Origin of the sequence: Alteromonas pelagimontana (genome assembly GCF_002499975.2) — a bacterium.
Lineage (GTDB): Bacteria > Pseudomonadota > Gammaproteobacteria > Enterobacterales > Alteromonadaceae > Alteromonas > Alteromonas pelagimontana.
On record NZ_CP052766.1, the window covers coordinates 787,408 to 803,597 of the forward strand.

Annotated in this window: 12 protein-coding genes and 2 pseudogenes; 6 read left to right on the forward strand and 8 right to left on the reverse strand. The window is 44.6% G+C overall.

What is annotated here, in order from left to right:
- Positions 1-6: 6 nt before the first annotated feature.
- The 3 genes from CA267_RS03675 to CA267_RS03685 all read right to left on the reverse strand — a co-directional run bounded on the left by CA267_RS03675 (position 7) and on the right by CA267_RS03685 (position 3,618).
- The gene (locus tag CA267_RS03675; RefSeq protein WP_075608738.1) at positions 7-771 is read right to left on the reverse strand and encodes a DUF3450 domain-containing protein; all 765 of its coding nucleotides are present in this window, start codon (positions 769-771) and stop codon (positions 7-9) included.
- Positions 772-1,587: 816 nt separating this feature from the next.
- Complete coding sequence (locus tag CA267_RS03680; protein WP_075608737.1) at positions 1,588-2,616, reverse strand: methionine synthase; 1,029 nt, start codon at positions 2,614-2,616, stop codon at positions 1,588-1,590.
- Positions 2,617-2,640: 24 nt separating this feature from the next.
- Entirely contained in the window at positions 2,641-3,618 is a 978-nt protein-coding gene (locus CA267_RS03685) for a DUF1852 domain-containing protein (RefSeq protein WP_075608736.1), read from the reverse strand.
- A 536-nt stretch (positions 3,619-4,154) separates the two neighbouring features.
- On the opposite strand from CA267_RS03685, the pseudogene CA267_RS03690 reads away from it, so the two are divergent.
- Both CA267_RS03690 and CA267_RS03695 read left to right on the forward strand, forming a co-directional pair.
- Positions 4,155-4,451: pseudogene (locus tag CA267_RS03690) on the forward strand (IS4 family transposase); the annotation flags it as partial.
- Positions 4,452-4,578: 127 nt separating this feature from the next.
- Entirely contained in the window at positions 4,579-4,863 is a 285-nt protein-coding gene (locus CA267_RS03695) for a type II toxin-antitoxin system TacA family antitoxin (RefSeq protein ID WP_075610009.1), read from the forward strand.
- Positions 4,864-5,320: 457 nt separating this feature from the next.
- On the opposite strand, the pseudogene CA267_RS18980 reads toward CA267_RS03695, so the two are convergent.
- The 4 genes and pseudogenes from CA267_RS18980 to CA267_RS19190 all read right to left on the reverse strand — a co-directional run.
- Positions 5,321-5,524: pseudogene (locus CA267_RS18980) on the reverse strand (transposase); the annotation flags it as partial.
- A 424-nt stretch (positions 5,525-5,948) separates the two neighbouring features.
- Entirely contained in the window at positions 5,949-6,923 is a 975-nt protein-coding gene (egtD, locus tag CA267_RS03705; protein ID WP_075608735.1) for an L-histidine N(alpha)-methyltransferase, read from the reverse strand.
- A gap of 22 nt (positions 6,924-6,945) precedes the next feature.
- Entirely contained in the window at positions 6,946-8,226 is a 1,281-nt protein-coding gene (gene egtB / locus CA267_RS03710) for an ergothioneine biosynthesis protein EgtB (RefSeq protein WP_075608734.1), read from the reverse strand.
- 703 nt (positions 8,227-8,929) lie between these two features.
- Positions 8,930-9,028: a diacylglycerol kinase gene (locus tag CA267_RS19190; protein WP_321174030.1), complete on the reverse strand. Its 99-nt coding sequence runs from the start codon at positions 9,026-9,028 to the stop codon at positions 8,930-8,932.
- Here CA267_RS19190 and CA267_RS18985 point away from each other — a divergent pair.
- Positions 8,982-9,242, forward strand: a complete 261-nt coding sequence (locus CA267_RS18985; protein WP_232367595.1) for a hypothetical protein — start codon at positions 8,982-8,984, stop codon at positions 9,240-9,242. The genes CA267_RS19190 and CA267_RS18985 overlap by 47 nt on opposite strands.
- A gap of 30 nt (positions 9,243-9,272) precedes the next feature.
- Here CA267_RS18985 and CA267_RS03720 read toward each other — a convergent pair whose 3' ends face one another.
- Complete coding sequence (locus CA267_RS03720; RefSeq protein ID WP_075608733.1) at positions 9,273-11,090, reverse strand: N-acetylglutaminylglutamine amidotransferase; 1,818 nt, start codon at positions 11,088-11,090, stop codon at positions 9,273-9,275.
- Positions 11,091-11,531: 441 nt separating this feature from the next.
- Between CA267_RS03720 and CA267_RS03725 the strand changes: the two genes are divergently transcribed.
- From CA267_RS03725 to CA267_RS03735, 3 genes are all read left to right on the forward strand, one after another.
- Positions 11,532-12,383 carry a class II glutamine amidotransferase gene (locus CA267_RS03725; RefSeq protein ID WP_075608732.1) on the forward strand — a complete coding sequence of 284 codons (852 nt, stop codon included), beginning with the start codon at positions 11,532-11,534 and terminating at the stop codon, positions 12,381-12,383.
- A gap of 386 nt (positions 12,384-12,769) precedes the next feature.
- Positions 12,770-12,976 (forward strand): FCD domain-containing protein, encoded by a 207-nt coding sequence (locus CA267_RS03730; protein ID WP_075608731.1) that lies wholly within the window; start codon positions 12,770-12,772, stop codon positions 12,974-12,976.
- Between the two features lie 420 nt (positions 12,977-13,396).
- A complete protein-coding gene (locus tag CA267_RS03735) occupies positions 13,397-16,138 on the forward strand; it encodes a TonB-dependent receptor (RefSeq protein ID WP_075608730.1) in 2,742 nt (913 codons plus the stop codon).
- The last annotated feature ends 52 nt before the right edge of the window (positions 16,139-16,190 follow it).

Consider the following 16,190-nt stretch of genomic DNA (forward strand, 5'->3'; position numbering starts at 1 on the left):
TAACACTTACTCCGCTGCTTTAATAGGTAGTTTTATTAGATCACTAGGAATTGTGCCATTGGCCATCTTCACTGCGTCTACTACAGAACTTAGGTATTCATCACCTAGTTTTTCCCAAGCGCGAGCTTCGTTATCCCAAACCCAAGCATTGCTTTGGTCAAGAGAAAGAGCAAGAAGTGCGGTACGTCCCAAATTAAAGAAGTCAACCGTTACGTTAGTACCATTATCATCAATAGCACCTTGGTAAGACTGAATCTTGGTACCGTATTCAACTTCTACCAAATAAGCTTCAATAACCTGACGGAATTGCTCGGAAACGGTTACATTTGAGTTAGCCATTAGGTCACGCAGACGCTGAATGCGTTCACGACGCTCATCAAGATTGATAGGTACATCAAGCTCAACGAACTTTTCAAGACTATCGATCATGCGAAACATTAAAGGCACGATACCTTGCTTTGTAGCTTCAATGCTGTCGATTTGACGTTGCAGAGAATCGATGCTGCGTTGCTGATCCGCAACCAGGCTAGCAATATAATCGTTATAGACTTTTAGATTCTCAGTTTGGTCAACAGTTTGACGATACTCAACTAACAGCTCTTGAGACTGCTCAAACAATGTGTTGATTTTTTCTTGAGATTTCGCTGCAGCAGCATGAATCTTAGCTTCTTCTTTTTGAAGATCGTTAAGAGTAGCTGCAGAGACGACTGCACTACCTGTTAGTGCCAATGCACCCATCACAGTAGAAGCAATAAGAGTTCTCTTGCTCATCTTGGACATAGTTCCCAACCAAATTTCTTATTTGAATCCTCGCGCGAAACGTATTTTCTAGCAAGGGGCGTATAAACTTTTACAATTCATATTAAGGAAGGTAGCGATTGCCGTGGTAACGCCAACACTACGAATCTCTAATACTCACACGGAATAGCAGAAAGAGTCAAGTAACGCCCTCTTAACATGACAATTAAGCCATGTTAACTGACTACCACGTGAGCGGATTTGTAGTTGCAAATCTTTTTTGTATAAAATTTTTTCAAACTTGAGCTAAATTCGACAGTTTCCTGAAACGGAAACCACGCCTTTGCTGCTTCCACTTTTTAAATAGACTCCCGCTAACTTACAATGCTCTTAATGCCATCATTCGTTTATTAGATGCTTAACAAAATACGAGAGACATGGAAAGGCATGTGAAGAAGACAGAGGCTTGTAAAAGTCTTAGATGTACCTGACCTCAACCACTCTAAAACGAGCAGCAGAGGCCAACGCCGTTCAGATTATCTTAACTAACAAAACTGCAAAAGCCTTTGCGACGAGCGTTCGCTATTTATAGATGAGCGACAAATGATGCTTCTATAAGGCAGAAGCGTTGAGCAACTTTCAACATGAATGTTTTGGTTCCTTTCGTATTCCCTTAGTTAGTTTCCCTATATTGTGCTGCATGTCGATAAAAGCGAAGTGCTTTCCTGTTCTACCGCAGAGGTATTACATCGCTGGCACAAACTGCATAGCAGCACAACGTTAACGGTCAATTCACAGGCTCTGCACAGGGAAAATTTCTTAACAAGGCGCAGCTGGATGATGTTAGTGCTACGCTGACAGTTCTCTGCGGAGTATTTCTGTGCCAGCATATAAAGCCTTTAACTTTGCCGTTGCTACTGAACGAGATAAAGGAGCCATGCCACAATTGGTGCATGGATAAAGCTTATCAGCATCCACAAATTTCAAGGCTTTTCTTAAGGTATTGGCTATTTCCTCTGGTGTTTCAATGGCGTTGGTTGCTACATCAATGGACCCAACCATCACTTTTTTCCCTCGAATGAGTTCAATGAGATCCATCGGCACCCGAGAGTTGTGGCATTCCAGCGAAATCATATCGATATTCGAAGACTGCAATTTTGGAAAAATCGCTTCATATTGCCTCCACTCTGCCCCTAACGTTTTTTTCCAATCTGTATTGGCCTTAATGCCATAACCGTAGCAAATATGTACGGCAGTTTGACATTTAAGCCCGTCGATGGCTTGTTCTAACGCAGCAATCCCCCAGTCATTGACTTCATCAAAAAACACATTAAAAGCTGGCTCATCAAATTGAATAATATCCACACCCGCAGCTTCTAATTCTTTGGCTTCCTGATTAAGAATTTTGGCAAATTCCCACGCTAACTTTTCACGGCTTTTATAATGGTTGTCGTAAAGCGTATCTATCATTGTCATAGGGCCGGGAAGCGCCCACTTAATGGGTTGCTGGGTTTGCTGACGCAAAAACCTGGCATCATTAACAAACACTGGTTTTTTACGAGCAACAGCATCAACAACCGTAGGCACGCTTGCATCATAGCGGTCACGAATTTTAACGGTTTTGCGGTTTTCAAAATCCACGCCGCTTAGATGCTCAATAAAGGTAGTAACAAAGTGTTGGCGGGTTTGCTCGCCATCACTAATAATATCTATACCTGCGTGCTGTTGATCTTGCAATGCCAGCCGTAAAGCGTCCTGTTTTCCTTCAACTAATTCTTCATCGTGCAATTTCCACGGCGACCAAAGTGTCTCTGGTTGTGCAAGCCACGACGGCTTAGGTAAACTGCCTGCAATTGAAATAGGTAATAATTTTTTCATAATCAATACTACACTTTTGTTAGTTTAAAGAGCGCTGCTAGCAGACCATTGTTCAAGAATAGACTGGTAAGGTTTCATGAAATATTTCTCCACAAATTTCCCCTGCTCCACAGCCAGTTGACTCCGCTCTTCCCGGTCATACTCAATTTGCGTTAACGAATAATCCTGGTGCTTCAGGTTTGGTTGGTAGCGTATTCCTGCTACAGCATTTGCGTTGTATATCTCAGGGCGGTAAATTTTTTGAAAGGTCTCCATCGTACTGATGGTACTGATAAGCTCAAGACTGGTGTAATCGTTGAGTAAATCACCAATAAAATAAAACGCTAAAGGCGCGACACTATTGGGAGGCATAAAGTAGCGAACCTGTAACCCCATTTTTTGGAAATAACGCTCTGTCAAAGACGATTCATTTGGCTGATATTCCACACCCAGTACCGGGTGCTCATTTTCTTTCCGGTGATAAATTTTGTTATCTGAAACACTGAGGCATATGACAGGAGGCTTACCAAAATGCTGTTTGTAAGCAGCTGAACTTAAAAAGCTTCTAAACATTTTCCCATGTAGTTCGCCAAAATCATCTGGAATACTGAATTGGCTTCGGCTCTTATTATGTTCTGCCAGTACTACGCTAAAATCATAATCCCGCACATAGGAGGAAAAATTGTTACCCACAATACCTTCAATACGTTTATTGCTTTTGCTATCGATAATGTTCGTTTTCAAAATTTCGATGGTGGGGAATGTCTGACCATTACCTTCAATATCAATATCCACAGATATGATTTCCAATTCGACAGCGTAACGGTCGCCTTTAACATTATCCCAGTGCGCCAGAGCATTAAAACGATTGTCGATCATTCTCATGGTATGACGTAAATTCTCTCGACGCCGCTCTCCTCTCGCCAAGTTAGCAAAGTTGGTGGTAATACGAGTATTGTCTGAAGGACGATAATTTTCATCAAAACGAATGCTCTTAATCGTAAATGTAAAGTCTGTGCTCATGGTGCCCTCATACCCAATATTTTGAGATAAATGGAATTCGCTCTGCCCTTGCTGTACTTTCTACTTGCTGGTCTGTCGCGAGTGAATCAGACCGAAGCGCCTCAGCAGAGACTCCACTGAAGTCATGTTCAGCGTTATAGCAGAGAAGGTTTTATACTCGGATTATTCTATGAATAAAAATGTTTTTATTTCATCAAACTATGAGCGCTATTCATGGTTATGGTGAGCGACGGCTGGGTTAGGTTTTAAGAGCTGCCAGGAGGGTGCTGGTAAGCTAAAGATAGTAGCTATCTAAAAAGCTAACAGATATGTAGATTCGAGATGGTGCTTAGTGAAAGGAAAAGCAGCAGGCAGAAATAATGACGACATAGTTGGTTGTTAACTACCCACTACTCAAATGCGTCTTGAGAATAAATAATATAAGGCAAAATCCAGATACCCGTCTGCGTCAGGTGTATTGCCAATTCAATAATATAGACACGCATGGCGTGATTTGATCTAATTCATTTCGCTAAAACATACCAGACAACCACACCATGCGTGACATTACTATCTTACATGATTTGCTTCATTTTCAATGCCCGAATTTACATCAGAAGCGCCTCAACTCCTTGATGTTAGCGGTTAAGTCGTTGCTGGATGGACAGCAATTATCGCTGACGGAACTGGGGCGAAATATTGCGGGTACGATTGCAGCGAAACATAACCTCAACCGGATTGACCGCCTGCTCGCAATCCGAAGCTTGTAATATGAGTGGCTGGATATTTATCGTTGGCACGCGCGGTTATTATTCAGCCCCAATTCCATGTCCACTATTCTTATCAGTTGGAGTCTAAAATAGGAACGAAGTGACGCAGCCCAAGTGTTGGGGTCCCAGCGAGCGGTTTAACACGATTGTAGTTGCCGTTAATTCAAATTTTGTGCTAACAGTTGTACGCACGACTGTGACGGAGATCACCATGGATACTCGCATACAATTTAGAGTTGACGAAGAAACTAAACGTTTGGCTCAGCTAATGGCAGAAAGCCAAGGGCGCACATTAAGTGACGCTTGTAGAGAGCTTACTGAAGAACTTGCTGAGCAGCAACGCAAAGTTATGATTCATGATCAGTGGCTTACCGAACAAGTTAATGAAGCATTTAGCAAATTAGAAAGTGGTCTGAGTGAGTTTGTCATTCATGAAGATGCTAGTTTAGACATGGAAGCTCGAAAGATGAAAATTAGGAATGAAGCGAAAAAATGATCGTTTGGGAAAAAGTTCTTTGAACGATCGTGAAGTTATTTTCGAGTTTTTATATGAGTTTAACCCGCTAGCGGCAGAAAAAACTGACCCAATAATCGAGACGAAAGTAGAAAACTTGATGCAACAACCTTTGATGGGAGTTGAGAGGCGAGGAATACCTTGAAGATTGTTAATTGTTCCAGAAATCTCATTGATAGTCTCATATTTCATAAAAGACGATGTTATTTATATTCTTCGAGTTTTACACCAGAAGCAAAAATTTCCTGTAGGCAACTAACGCCGCCAACACGCGGGGCTTTGTAGTGAAGGCAAAGCCGCAACGGAAAAGCCGTCGCCGTGCTTGGCGTTGTTAAAGCACTTGTCGCATACTTGTACGGAACTTTCGTACATCAAGGTGCCACTTAAAAATGAGTGGACACTTAAAACAGATCAAGATGTTATGGCCGAACGGTTACCTCATCACTGCATAAACACATACTTCAACGCAGAACTCTTCCGCCAAAAACATGAGGCGGTCTTCGACCCATTGGCGACGATGCTCATAACTTTTCCCCGTTAGCTTATCTTCTTTACATAAGGAAGCCCGACGAACACAGCGCGCGATGCAGTGGTAATAGGGTGTGTCAGACACGTTAATCACCTGCTGCGGCCGCTGAAACAAAAAGTGCGCGTGTGCATGGCGAATTTTCGGCCCCCGGCCGCGATTTCCGTCATGGAATTGGTCCCAAGCCAACCTTACTGGTTGTTGCAACCCTCTGCGTGAGGCAGTCTTTTTCAGGGCTCTTTTCTCCGAGCAAAGAGTGTTGGGCTGGGCGGGTATATTAATTTCAATTATAGAAGTGGCGATGTGTTTGCCTGGCTTCGCGAAACATAGAAGATTAAGTGCCCGGATAGTTGTGTAAAAGTCACAAAGCGTCGCCGGCTGAAATATCGATAGACGGCGTGGCCTCCAGTTAGCGAGAGATAATAACAAACCTTAGCTTCTGTAACTTGAAAAGCCGAAATCGATGGTTATCTTAAACTAGGCTTTTCGCCCCTACTCTTTTTATAAAACCTATTCGGCGCACTCAGTTCGCTGGAGTTTCCTATCGAAACTGCAAGTAGTGAACACTGAAAAGGTCATCATCATCGGTCCATACTTTCAACGTTTCGAATCCGGCGCTACTGGCGAGTGTTTGAAATTGCTTGAGCGTGTACTTATAAGAATTTTCGGTATGAATGGACTCTCCTGGTGCCAGGTTAAATTTATGACCATCTATTTGGATGGTTTGCTGTATCTGGCTGAATAAGTGCATTTCAATCCGGTTCTGAGCCGGGTTCCACAGCGCTTTGTGAGTAAAATTATCAATGTCAAAATTTGCTTTAAGTTCCGCATTCAAGCGCATAAGTAAATTTTTGTTGAACGCTTCTGTAACGCCCTGCGCATCGTTATAGGCTGCTTCAAGTACTGTAACGTCTTTCTGTAAATCAATACCAATTAACAGTCCGCCTCCCCTTCCCACTAGATCTCCTATTTGGGAAAGCAGTGTTTTGGCTGCGCCAGGTTCAAAGTTACCAAGGCTTGAGCCGGGGAAAAAAGCGGTTCTCCGCCCCTGCTTCTGGTAGGGAAATTCCCAGGGCTGCGAATAATCTACGCAGACGGCGTGTACTTCGAGCCAGCCAAAATCTTCTGCTAACTGAGTGGCAGCGCCTAATAGGTGATCCTTTGAAATGTCCATGGCCACATAGGCCTGAGGTTGGAGTGCAGCTAGCAAGGTACGAATTTTCATACTGCTTCCGCTGCCTAATTCCATCAGCACTGCATCTTTTCCTGCCAAAGCTGCCATTTCTTCTCCATGGCGCTGCAGCAAGCCGAGTTCTGTTCGGGTAACATAGTATTCCGGAAGTTCACAAATTTGATCAAACAGCTCGGACCCCCTTTGGTCGTAGAAGTATTTGGGGGGAAGATACTTAGGCGAGGAAGACAATCCAGCAATGACCTCGCTGCGCAGATCTCCCGTATCTGGCTCAAAATCGTAAAACTCAACGGCTGGTAGGTCTGTAATTATTTGTGGTTCCATTATTTCGTCTCAGTTTTTAGCTTCAATCTGCTAGTCGGATACCGCTAAACTGCCAACGGTCTTTAGGATAGAAAAAATTTCTGTAGGTTGTGCGGATGTGTTCTGAGGTAGTCACGCAGGATCCTCCCCGTAACACATATTGATTGCACATAAACTTACCGTTATATTCTCCTACAGCCCCTGGTAGGGGCCTGTACCCGGGGTAAGGAGCATAGGCGGAGCTTGTCCACTCCCAGCAGTCTCCGATCATCTGCGCAAGGGTAAATTTTGTCTGAGCAGACTGCGGTATAAAGCATCCCTTCTCAATGCTGTGTTCCAGGCACTGCCCTCGCCCCTCGGGATAGATTCCCGCCGCTCTTTCCCATTCGAATTCCGTAGGAAGTCTCTTACCTGCCCACCGGGCAAACGCATCTGCTTCGTAGTAGCTAATATGTGTAGCCGGCGTACTATGCTGCAGCGGCAGTAGCCCGTGCAGCGTATATTCGAACCATTCGCCGTCCCGGCAGTGCCAATATAAAGGGCGCTTCCATCCCTCCCTATTTATGTGATCCCAGCCATCTGACAGCCATAACGCTGCGTCTTGATAACCTCCATCTTCAATAAATTCAAGATATTCACCATTGGTAACAAGACGGTTCGCCAACTTGAAATCGTTTATGTACACCTTGTGTGCAGGGGTTTCATTGTCAAAGTGAAAAGCCTCGCTTTCTGTGCCGGTAATGCAGTCTGCTCCCTCGAAGGAAACCATTTTCGATGGTGAAGCTTGCTCGTCAGCACCCAACTTGCGTGGGTCGATATAGGCTGGCAGTAAAGGGTTGAAGGAAAAACAGTATTTAATATCCGTAAGCAGCAATTCCTGATGCTGCTGTTCGTGATTGATTCCCAGTTCCACGAGATTTAACAAACCCTGGTTTTCACCCTGTTGTTGGATTAGTTTCACAATCTGCGTCTCTACGAGCTTACGATACTCCAGAACCTCTTCCAGCGTCGGGCGGGACAGAAGGCCCCGCTGCGGCCTGGAAAATTGTGGTCCTACTCCCTGATAATAAGAATTGAACAAGATTTCAAACCGAGGATTGATGCAGTTATAGTTATCAAGATAAGACTTTAGAATAAAGGTCTCGTAAAACCACGACGTATGAGCCAGATGCCACTTAGGTGGAGAAACCTCTGCTGCGGCCTGTAAGCCATAGTCCTCGATATTTAGCGGCTCACATAGCGTTAAACTAAGCTCACGTGACTGGAGAAACCGCCTGGTAAGAGTCTGGCTGCGAGTCTCGGGAGTGTGGGTCTCTTGCTGCACAATTTCTCCTGATACTGTTGTGTATGATCCTGTAACTACTAATGATGGTTAAAAAATTAAAACTTGCGAAATTTTTGACACATCATGTACTACTTTTCACCATAGCGGGCAATCAAGTCGCAAATGTGACAATAACCTTAAAGTCGCTGCTCAAGCAAGTTTGCACCTCGACCGTCCTGTAGCGTGGAAATCGCATTTGGGTTGCAGATTACTTACTACGCGGCAAAAACATCAATGAATCAATTGTGTATCATCTTTTTATAAACATGTATCTGGAATGGAGTTTTTCATGTCCCAGGAAATTACTGAACATCACGCCAAAACACTGATAGAGGTTATCGAGCAATGCTCCATGTGGAAGTTGCACCCAGAGAAAAAGGCAGCCTTTTTCGAGTGCTAAAGAAGCTTACAGCTACGTTGAGTCCCACAACGACCCTCTCGACGTCATCGTACCTGTAGTAGACTGTGAAGATCATCGGACAGTAGAAGAACATCTGACAATAAAAGTAACTTCAAGCGATGACGACACGGTGTTTACCAACATGAGTTCGACGAACCCGCAGAACGCAGGTGCACCAGTCCCACCTCAAACTGATCTCCAGTACAGTAATGGAAATGCCCAATGGAGGCTTGCCGGAAGGAAAAAAAGTAGCCCCATCCTGATCAAATTTCCTGAAACGAAGCGGAAAAGCAGAAAATTATGCTAGAGGAGGATCGTCGCCCAGGTTAAGCCGGCAAGGATCAGGCTCACAAACATGGCAGCAGATCCTATGTGCTTTGCTTTGGCAATTAGTACATGCACCTCATTGCTCACCCGATCACATGGGGCATTTTTCGAAGAAAAATACTTGCTAAATAACGTAGAAAAGATAGCTCATCTTCCCATAGATATTGTCCAGGGACAGTACGATACCATCTGCCCCACACGTTCGGCATGGCTGGTTAAAAAAAAGCTGGATAAAGCCATTCTGCATATTTCGAAAATGGCTTCTCACGACGCAAGAGAACCTCCATAAAGCTATAAGAAGGTTGCTACAATCTGTTGGTTAGGCTGGCTTTAGCTGGAGCTGCAGCCATAATTCAAGCAAAGTGGCCTGCCATAGCTTAGAGCCAAACCGGCCCTTAAAGTCGTTGGGCTGATTAAGCATCTGTTGGATACGCCCCATATTAAATATTCCTCTTTGTTGAGCTTCCCTCTGGCTAAAGACTTCTTTGGCCATCTCTAGGTAAGGGCCCTGCATATTTTGTAATCCCGGGACTGGAAAATAATCCTTCGGTCTGTCTATTACCTCATGCGGAATAATCCGCCGGGCCACCTGCTTTAACAAATACTTGCCCCCACCTTTTAGCTTAAGCTGATAGGGGATCTGATTAGCCATCTCCACCAGTTCGTGATCCAAAAACGGCACCCGCGCTTCTATCCCAAAGGCCATTGTCATGTTGTCTACTCGCTTTACAGGATCATCTACCAACATCACTTCCGTATCTAACATCAATGTTTGTTCAATTGCAGAGGAGTCAGGATTCTTATGAAATCCTTGAGAAAAATACTGAGAAACCATATTAAGCGCATGATCCTCCTCAACCCAGTCAGGGTGAAGCAGTTCTTTTAGTTCGTGGTGTTGGTAAGAAAAATAAGCATTAGCATAGGCTTGCGCGGCGTTTTCCTGGGAGGCTTCCACCATTGGCGGATACCAGTGATAACCTGCAAATACCTCATCAGCGCCCTGACCGCTTTGAACCACTTTCACATGTTCGCTGACTTTTTTAGATAATAGATAAAAGCCAATAACATCATGAGAAACCATAGGTTCCGACATTGCCTCAACACAAGAAGATAATGAATTTAGTAAAGTGTGAGGCTTCGCGAATATTTTAAAGTGGGTGGTATTAAACTTATTCGCAATGAGATCTGAATACTCAAATTCATCGCCCTGATCTTGGGCAACGGCATCAAAACCAATAGAAAATGTGTGAATATCTTTCTGGCCCAGTTCATGTAGTAACCCCACGATCAATGAGGAATCCAATCCGCCCGACAGTAACACACCTACGGGCACATCGGCTTCAAGCCGTCGCTCTACGCTTTTCAATAAGGCTTGATGTAACCTATCGGTCCAGTCTTTTTCTGAATAATCAACGAATTGCTCGCGCCCCTTATTTTCAGGGTATTGAGAGTGACTTAACCTGTTTTGCAGGCTCCAATACTGCTGCCGCTTAATTTCTCCATTAGCAGCCACCTTCATCCAGTGGCCTGGGGCGAGTTTTTTGATGCTTTTAAAAGGTGTCTTGTGCTGCGTAACAGCTCGAAAACTTAAATAGTAATTCAGCGATACCGGGTCGAGCTCCCTTTCACAGTTTGGGTGCTTTAATAAGGCGGGTAAAGTGGAAGCAAAACAAAACCTCTCCGAATGATTAAAGTAATACAAAGGCTTTACCCCAAGCCTGTCTCGTGCCACAAAAACGTCCTCACGCATGTGATCATAAATAACAAACGCGAACATACCATTAAATTGCTCCAGACAGTCTTCGCGCCAATGAGCGTAAGCTTTTAAAACCACCTCGGTATCGCTTCTGGAAAAGAAATGATACCCAAGTGACTCCAACTTACCTATGAATGATTTATAGTTATATATACAACCGTTAAAAATAATCGTTAAGCCTAATGTTGCATCCACCATAGGCTGATTCGCATGATTACTTAAATCAATTATTTTTAACCGCCGATGACCAAGACAGACGTTTCCCTGAACGTAGAGACCTTCATCATCAGGACCTCTGCTAGACAGAGTAGATAGCATTTTTTCTACTGCATTAACATTCGGCCTGTCTCTGAATGAAATTTCACCAGCTAAACCGCACATTTTATCTTACTCTTTTCACTTAGTAGTCCAAGCTAAATTAATAGCATAGGTTGCTTTAGTTACAAGAGCGAATTCAAAAAGAAAGGTTAATATTTTGTATGAACAGGCAATAGAACACGCTGGCCGAAAAGAGATAACTACCATTATCGACGTTTACTGCTAAGCTTCAAAGTGCGCTTACCGCTTACAATTGTGATCGAAGTAGCCTAAGGTTTTATGGGAATGAGCCGGTTTAACATAGCGCAAATCAATAGGAGGAAAATACACGAGGCGGTTTTAAGCGCTACATTTTTGCGTTGCCCTGATACCGAGCGATTTAAGGTTGCAATAATCCAATATTGTCACCGCCAGTGTAGGTATATTTACTAAAATAACAATTACTACTCAGAAAATTCCAAAGCAGGAAAATAATCAACAACTGAATTAGAAGAGCAGATCATTATGTGCAGATGGATCGCCTACACTGGCAAACCGATATTTTTAGATAGACTTGTCACCCAGCCTGCGCACTCGCTGGTTAAGCAAAGTTTAGACAGTAAATTAAATATCACTGCCTCAGGCAAGCTGTTAACAACTAACGGTGATGGCTTTGGCATTGGCTGGTACGGCAGTCATGATGACCCTGGCTTGTTTAAAGATGATCTTCCCGCATGGCACGATGAAAACTTAAAACATATTTGTCATCAGGTAAAATCGCACACGTTTTTTGCTCATATTCGCGCCACGACTACTGGTGATATCCAGCGAACGAACTGTCACCCTTTTTCCTATAAGAACTGGTTGTTCCAGCATAACGACCATGTTACGCAATTTGAAAGCATACGCAGGGAACTGCAACTGGATATTGAACCCTCATTGTTCCCCGAATTAAAAGGCACCACTGACAGTGAAACCTTTTTCTTGCTCGCGTTGACCTATGGTTTAACAGAACGCCCAAAAGAAGCTTTACAGCGGATGGTGAAGCGAGTACTTAAAGCGCTTAGAAACAATGATCCGACAGGCGCATTAAATCTTTCTTGTGCCTTGTCTGATGGTAAGACTCTTTATACTCTGAGGTTTTCGTATAATGAAGAAGCAATGACCCAATTCTATTCTACCCACAGCCATTGCTTTGGTGACTTTGAAGGACCGGATGAAAAAATGCCAAGTGAGAGTACCGTGGTGGTCTCAGAACCTTTAGACAAGGCAAGCGAAAAGTGGACTGAAATCCCCAACAATACGTTTACTACGGTCGTTAAAAACAATGTGACCATTGAACCATTCCTTGATGAAAGCGAGGCCGATTCCGTTTAGAGAGGACAAATCAGCGAGTAATGTGTGATCAGCTCAGAGACAGAGGAATTCAATTAATTAAGTCAAACTGGTATTATGATTAAACTAGGCCGGTGAGCGATAAGGCCCTTCTCTAAGGCGGCCGTGCGAAAGAAAACAGCCCCATCTGTCAATGCAACGAAAAAGCTTTTTGCCTTTTGTCCGCATCGCGAATATAGCCGCTCTCCCATTGTTTTATTCAATGTGGTTATTCGCTTTGTTACGGATGAACTGCTTTGCTTCTTCTGATAAGCACTAATCAGACAAGTAAGAGAGACTGTAAAAATATCTGTGTAAGTGGCATTCTTTTTTTTGTTGAAAGGAATACAGAATGCCAATATCAGACAAACTTATCGATCAGCTACTAGATGCCTGCAACTCCCCAGACGATATCCAAGGAATTTGGCGGTCAGTATGAAAGCGTATTGGCGCAACACAATGCTATTGTCGATGCGCTGCGCGACCGAAACCCGGCACAAGCCCGGGCCGCAACGAGAAATCACCTGCACTTTATCCTTAAAGTGATAGACCAGTACAAACCCGCCACCCTGAGTTTTTTTGAGAGCGGAAGTTAAAGCATGGTGAAAATTAGACAAAAGCCATCATGATTAAGTTAAACCTTTACCCTTTTTTTGTAAATGCAGTTCCTACCAGTATTCAAAATTCGCTTTCGCGTTGACCAGCAAACCGTAAAATTTATTTATATATAAATTTCAATGATTTAATAGAATATTTTTATAGATTGGCGTCTTTTTTACCATTATTTATATACGCCTAACAAACCCCATCACTCATAATTTTAACAAAAATTTTAAATTTTATAGCAAAATTACTTTATTTTTTTGTTACCGGGCGTATACTCCGTACCATAAAGTGGTAACGTTTACCCTAGAATATTTTCATCTAGCGATGGGTAAATTAGCGGCAAATTGCGAACAGGCGTTGCCCGCATCATAACAACTTTGAGCACACTTGACTGAGAATGGGAGAGCACGATGAAGAATCAAAAGCATTTTTTAGCCACCTCGATTGCCTTGGCGTTGTTGGCGTCTGCATCAGGCAGTGCAATGGCACAGGAACAGCCCGCTGAAGACAACGATGAGGGTGTTGAAGTTATAGAAGTAAGAGGTTTGCGCAGCAGCCTTGACATGGCAGCGCAAATCAAGCGCAATTCAGATAAGGTAGTTGATGCCATTGTTGCCGATGATATTGGTAAATTTCCCGACACCACAACCGCCGCAGCGCTCCAACGTATTCCCGGCGTTCAAGTGACCACCGGTGATAATAACGAAATTACCGGGCCAATTATTCGTGGTATCGGTGACATTCTTACTACGTTGGACGGGCGCGAGATATTCACCGGTGTAGGTCGTGGTTTTGCCTTTCAAGACTTACCTGCAGAAGCACTTGCCGGTGCAGACGTGTTTAAATCAAACACTGCGGATCTTATTGAAGGAGGAGTTGCCGGTGTAGTTAACCTGCAATTGCACAAGCCGCTAAACTTCGACGAGGGGCTGACGTCGGCCTTCAACACCCGGGTTTTCTACGGTGATAACGTAGAAAAAGCCAACTATAACATTGGTGGCCTAGTATCGAACCATTGGTCAAATGAATACGGCGATATGGGTGCGCTGTTTAACATCTCTTATTCTGACATTGATTTTGATCGCCCGGTTTCTTACAACTGTGATCCCCGCTCAGGTACTAATGGTCCACAAGGCGGCGAAGGCGCAATTCTACCCACCTGCGTTGGTGGTGTAAGTCAGTTTGGTGGCTATCAGCGCCCTCAGTTTAACATGGCATTGCAATGGGTAACGCCTTCCGGGTTAGAATTATACGCTGACGGTATTTACACTGAGTACAAGTCAGACTGGGAGTCAGACTTTATCTTTTCTGATATTTTTGCGGCCGAAAGTATTACCAACGTTGAGCTCACCGACGATTGTGGTCAGTACCGGGTGCAAGGCGCCGGTTTTGGCGGTACGCCTGATGATCCGTTACAGGATTTGTGTATCGGTCAGTCAGCAAGGTTCAACAATGTTCCCGGTTTGAGTAGTACTCAAGCCAAAGAAACCGGCACCGACCAATATCTGGTGGCATTTGGTGCTCGTTATAATACGGGCAACTGGCAGATGGATGCTGATTTTTCCTATCAGCGCTCTCACACCGAAAACCGTTCCATTATTGTGGATGTCGGCAAGCAGATCGAGGCAGTGGATATCGTTATAAACAATGACGGTTACGGTACCACACAGATGCCCGGCTCCCCCCTTAGCGATGCCAGCGATTTCAGATTTGCCAACTCTTTGGTTCAAGATTTAAACGACGCAGTCGGTGAGCAATACGCCTTCGAAGGGAATGCTGTTTACTTCATGCAGGGCTTGTTTACCGAACTGCAAATGGGTGTTCGCTACGCCGACCGTGATTCAGTCTTTCGTGCCACTCCCCCGGGCGGCCCCGCATCGCCCGGCGGCAACCGCGAGACACTGGTCGACTCGGTAGGGTTACCGGATGATTTTCTGATCACCTCACCTACGAATATTCCTTATATTAACAATGGTGAAAACTGGGTGACACCTGATCGCGATTTTCTTATCAATAACACTGAAACCCTTAGACAAATCTATGGCGCGCCTTCAGGCGACCCAGACTGGGATCCAGCCAGAAACTACGACGCCGACGAACAAACCTACTCAGCCTACGTGCAGGGTAAATACGGTTATGAATTCAGTAACGGTATGTTTATTGACGGCTTGCTAGGTGTTAGAGCGACGCGCACTGACCGCTCGCTCACCGGAACAGGTTTGGTACGCCCGGCACCGACTGAAGATAACCCGAATCCGCCTGCGGTACCGACACCAGTCACCACCGATACTGGCGAAACCAACTTTTTGCCCAATTTCAGCGCCCGGCTTGAGGTCACCGAAGATGTACAGCTACGTTTTACCGCCGCCCGCACGTTGGCGCGCCCAGCATTTGGTGATTTGAACCCCGGTCTAACCTATGACGTGCCGATAAATGCCAACATTCGTCCCAATGGCAGCGGCGGTAACCCTGATTTAAAACCGCAAAAATCCAACGCTTACGACGCTACCGTTGAGTATTACTTTGCCCCGAGCAGTTATATCGCTACCGCGATTTACTATCGCACATTGAAAGACCGCACGGTAGTTGAAGTCAGCCCGGAGGTGATTGACGGTATTGAATATAACATTACCCGCCCTCGCAACGCGGCATCGGCAACGCTGCAAGGTGTCGAAGTCTCAGGTCAGCTTTTCTTTGATTCATTGATTGAGCAAACGCCTGACTGGCTTAACGGCTTCGGCCTAATGGCAAACTTCACGCTGGCAGACAGCGAAATCACGACCGAAAACGATCCGTTACAGGGCGAACCTTTACAAGGTGTGTCAAAGCACAGCTATACCGCTGGCGTGCTCTATGAAAACCATGGTTTCACCGGCCGTCTGGTTTACACCTATCGTTCTGAATACAGCGAGTTTCTGATTGGTGGTGCGCTCAAACCAGAAGGCGCTGGCGAGTATTTTAATAAGGTAAAAGGCAATGGCCGCGTGGATTTCTCGCTGGGATATGACATCAATGAACACCTGACAGTGAGCATTGATGGTACTAACTTGAATGGTGAAACTTATCGCAGTTACTTCGGTACGCCGGCGTTTCCTCATGATGTGCGCGACGATGAGCGCACCTTCGGATTAAGTATTCGCGGTTCATATTAAATACCAGCCATACATACCGGCCTTTGAACGGCCGGTTTTTTCGCACTTAACG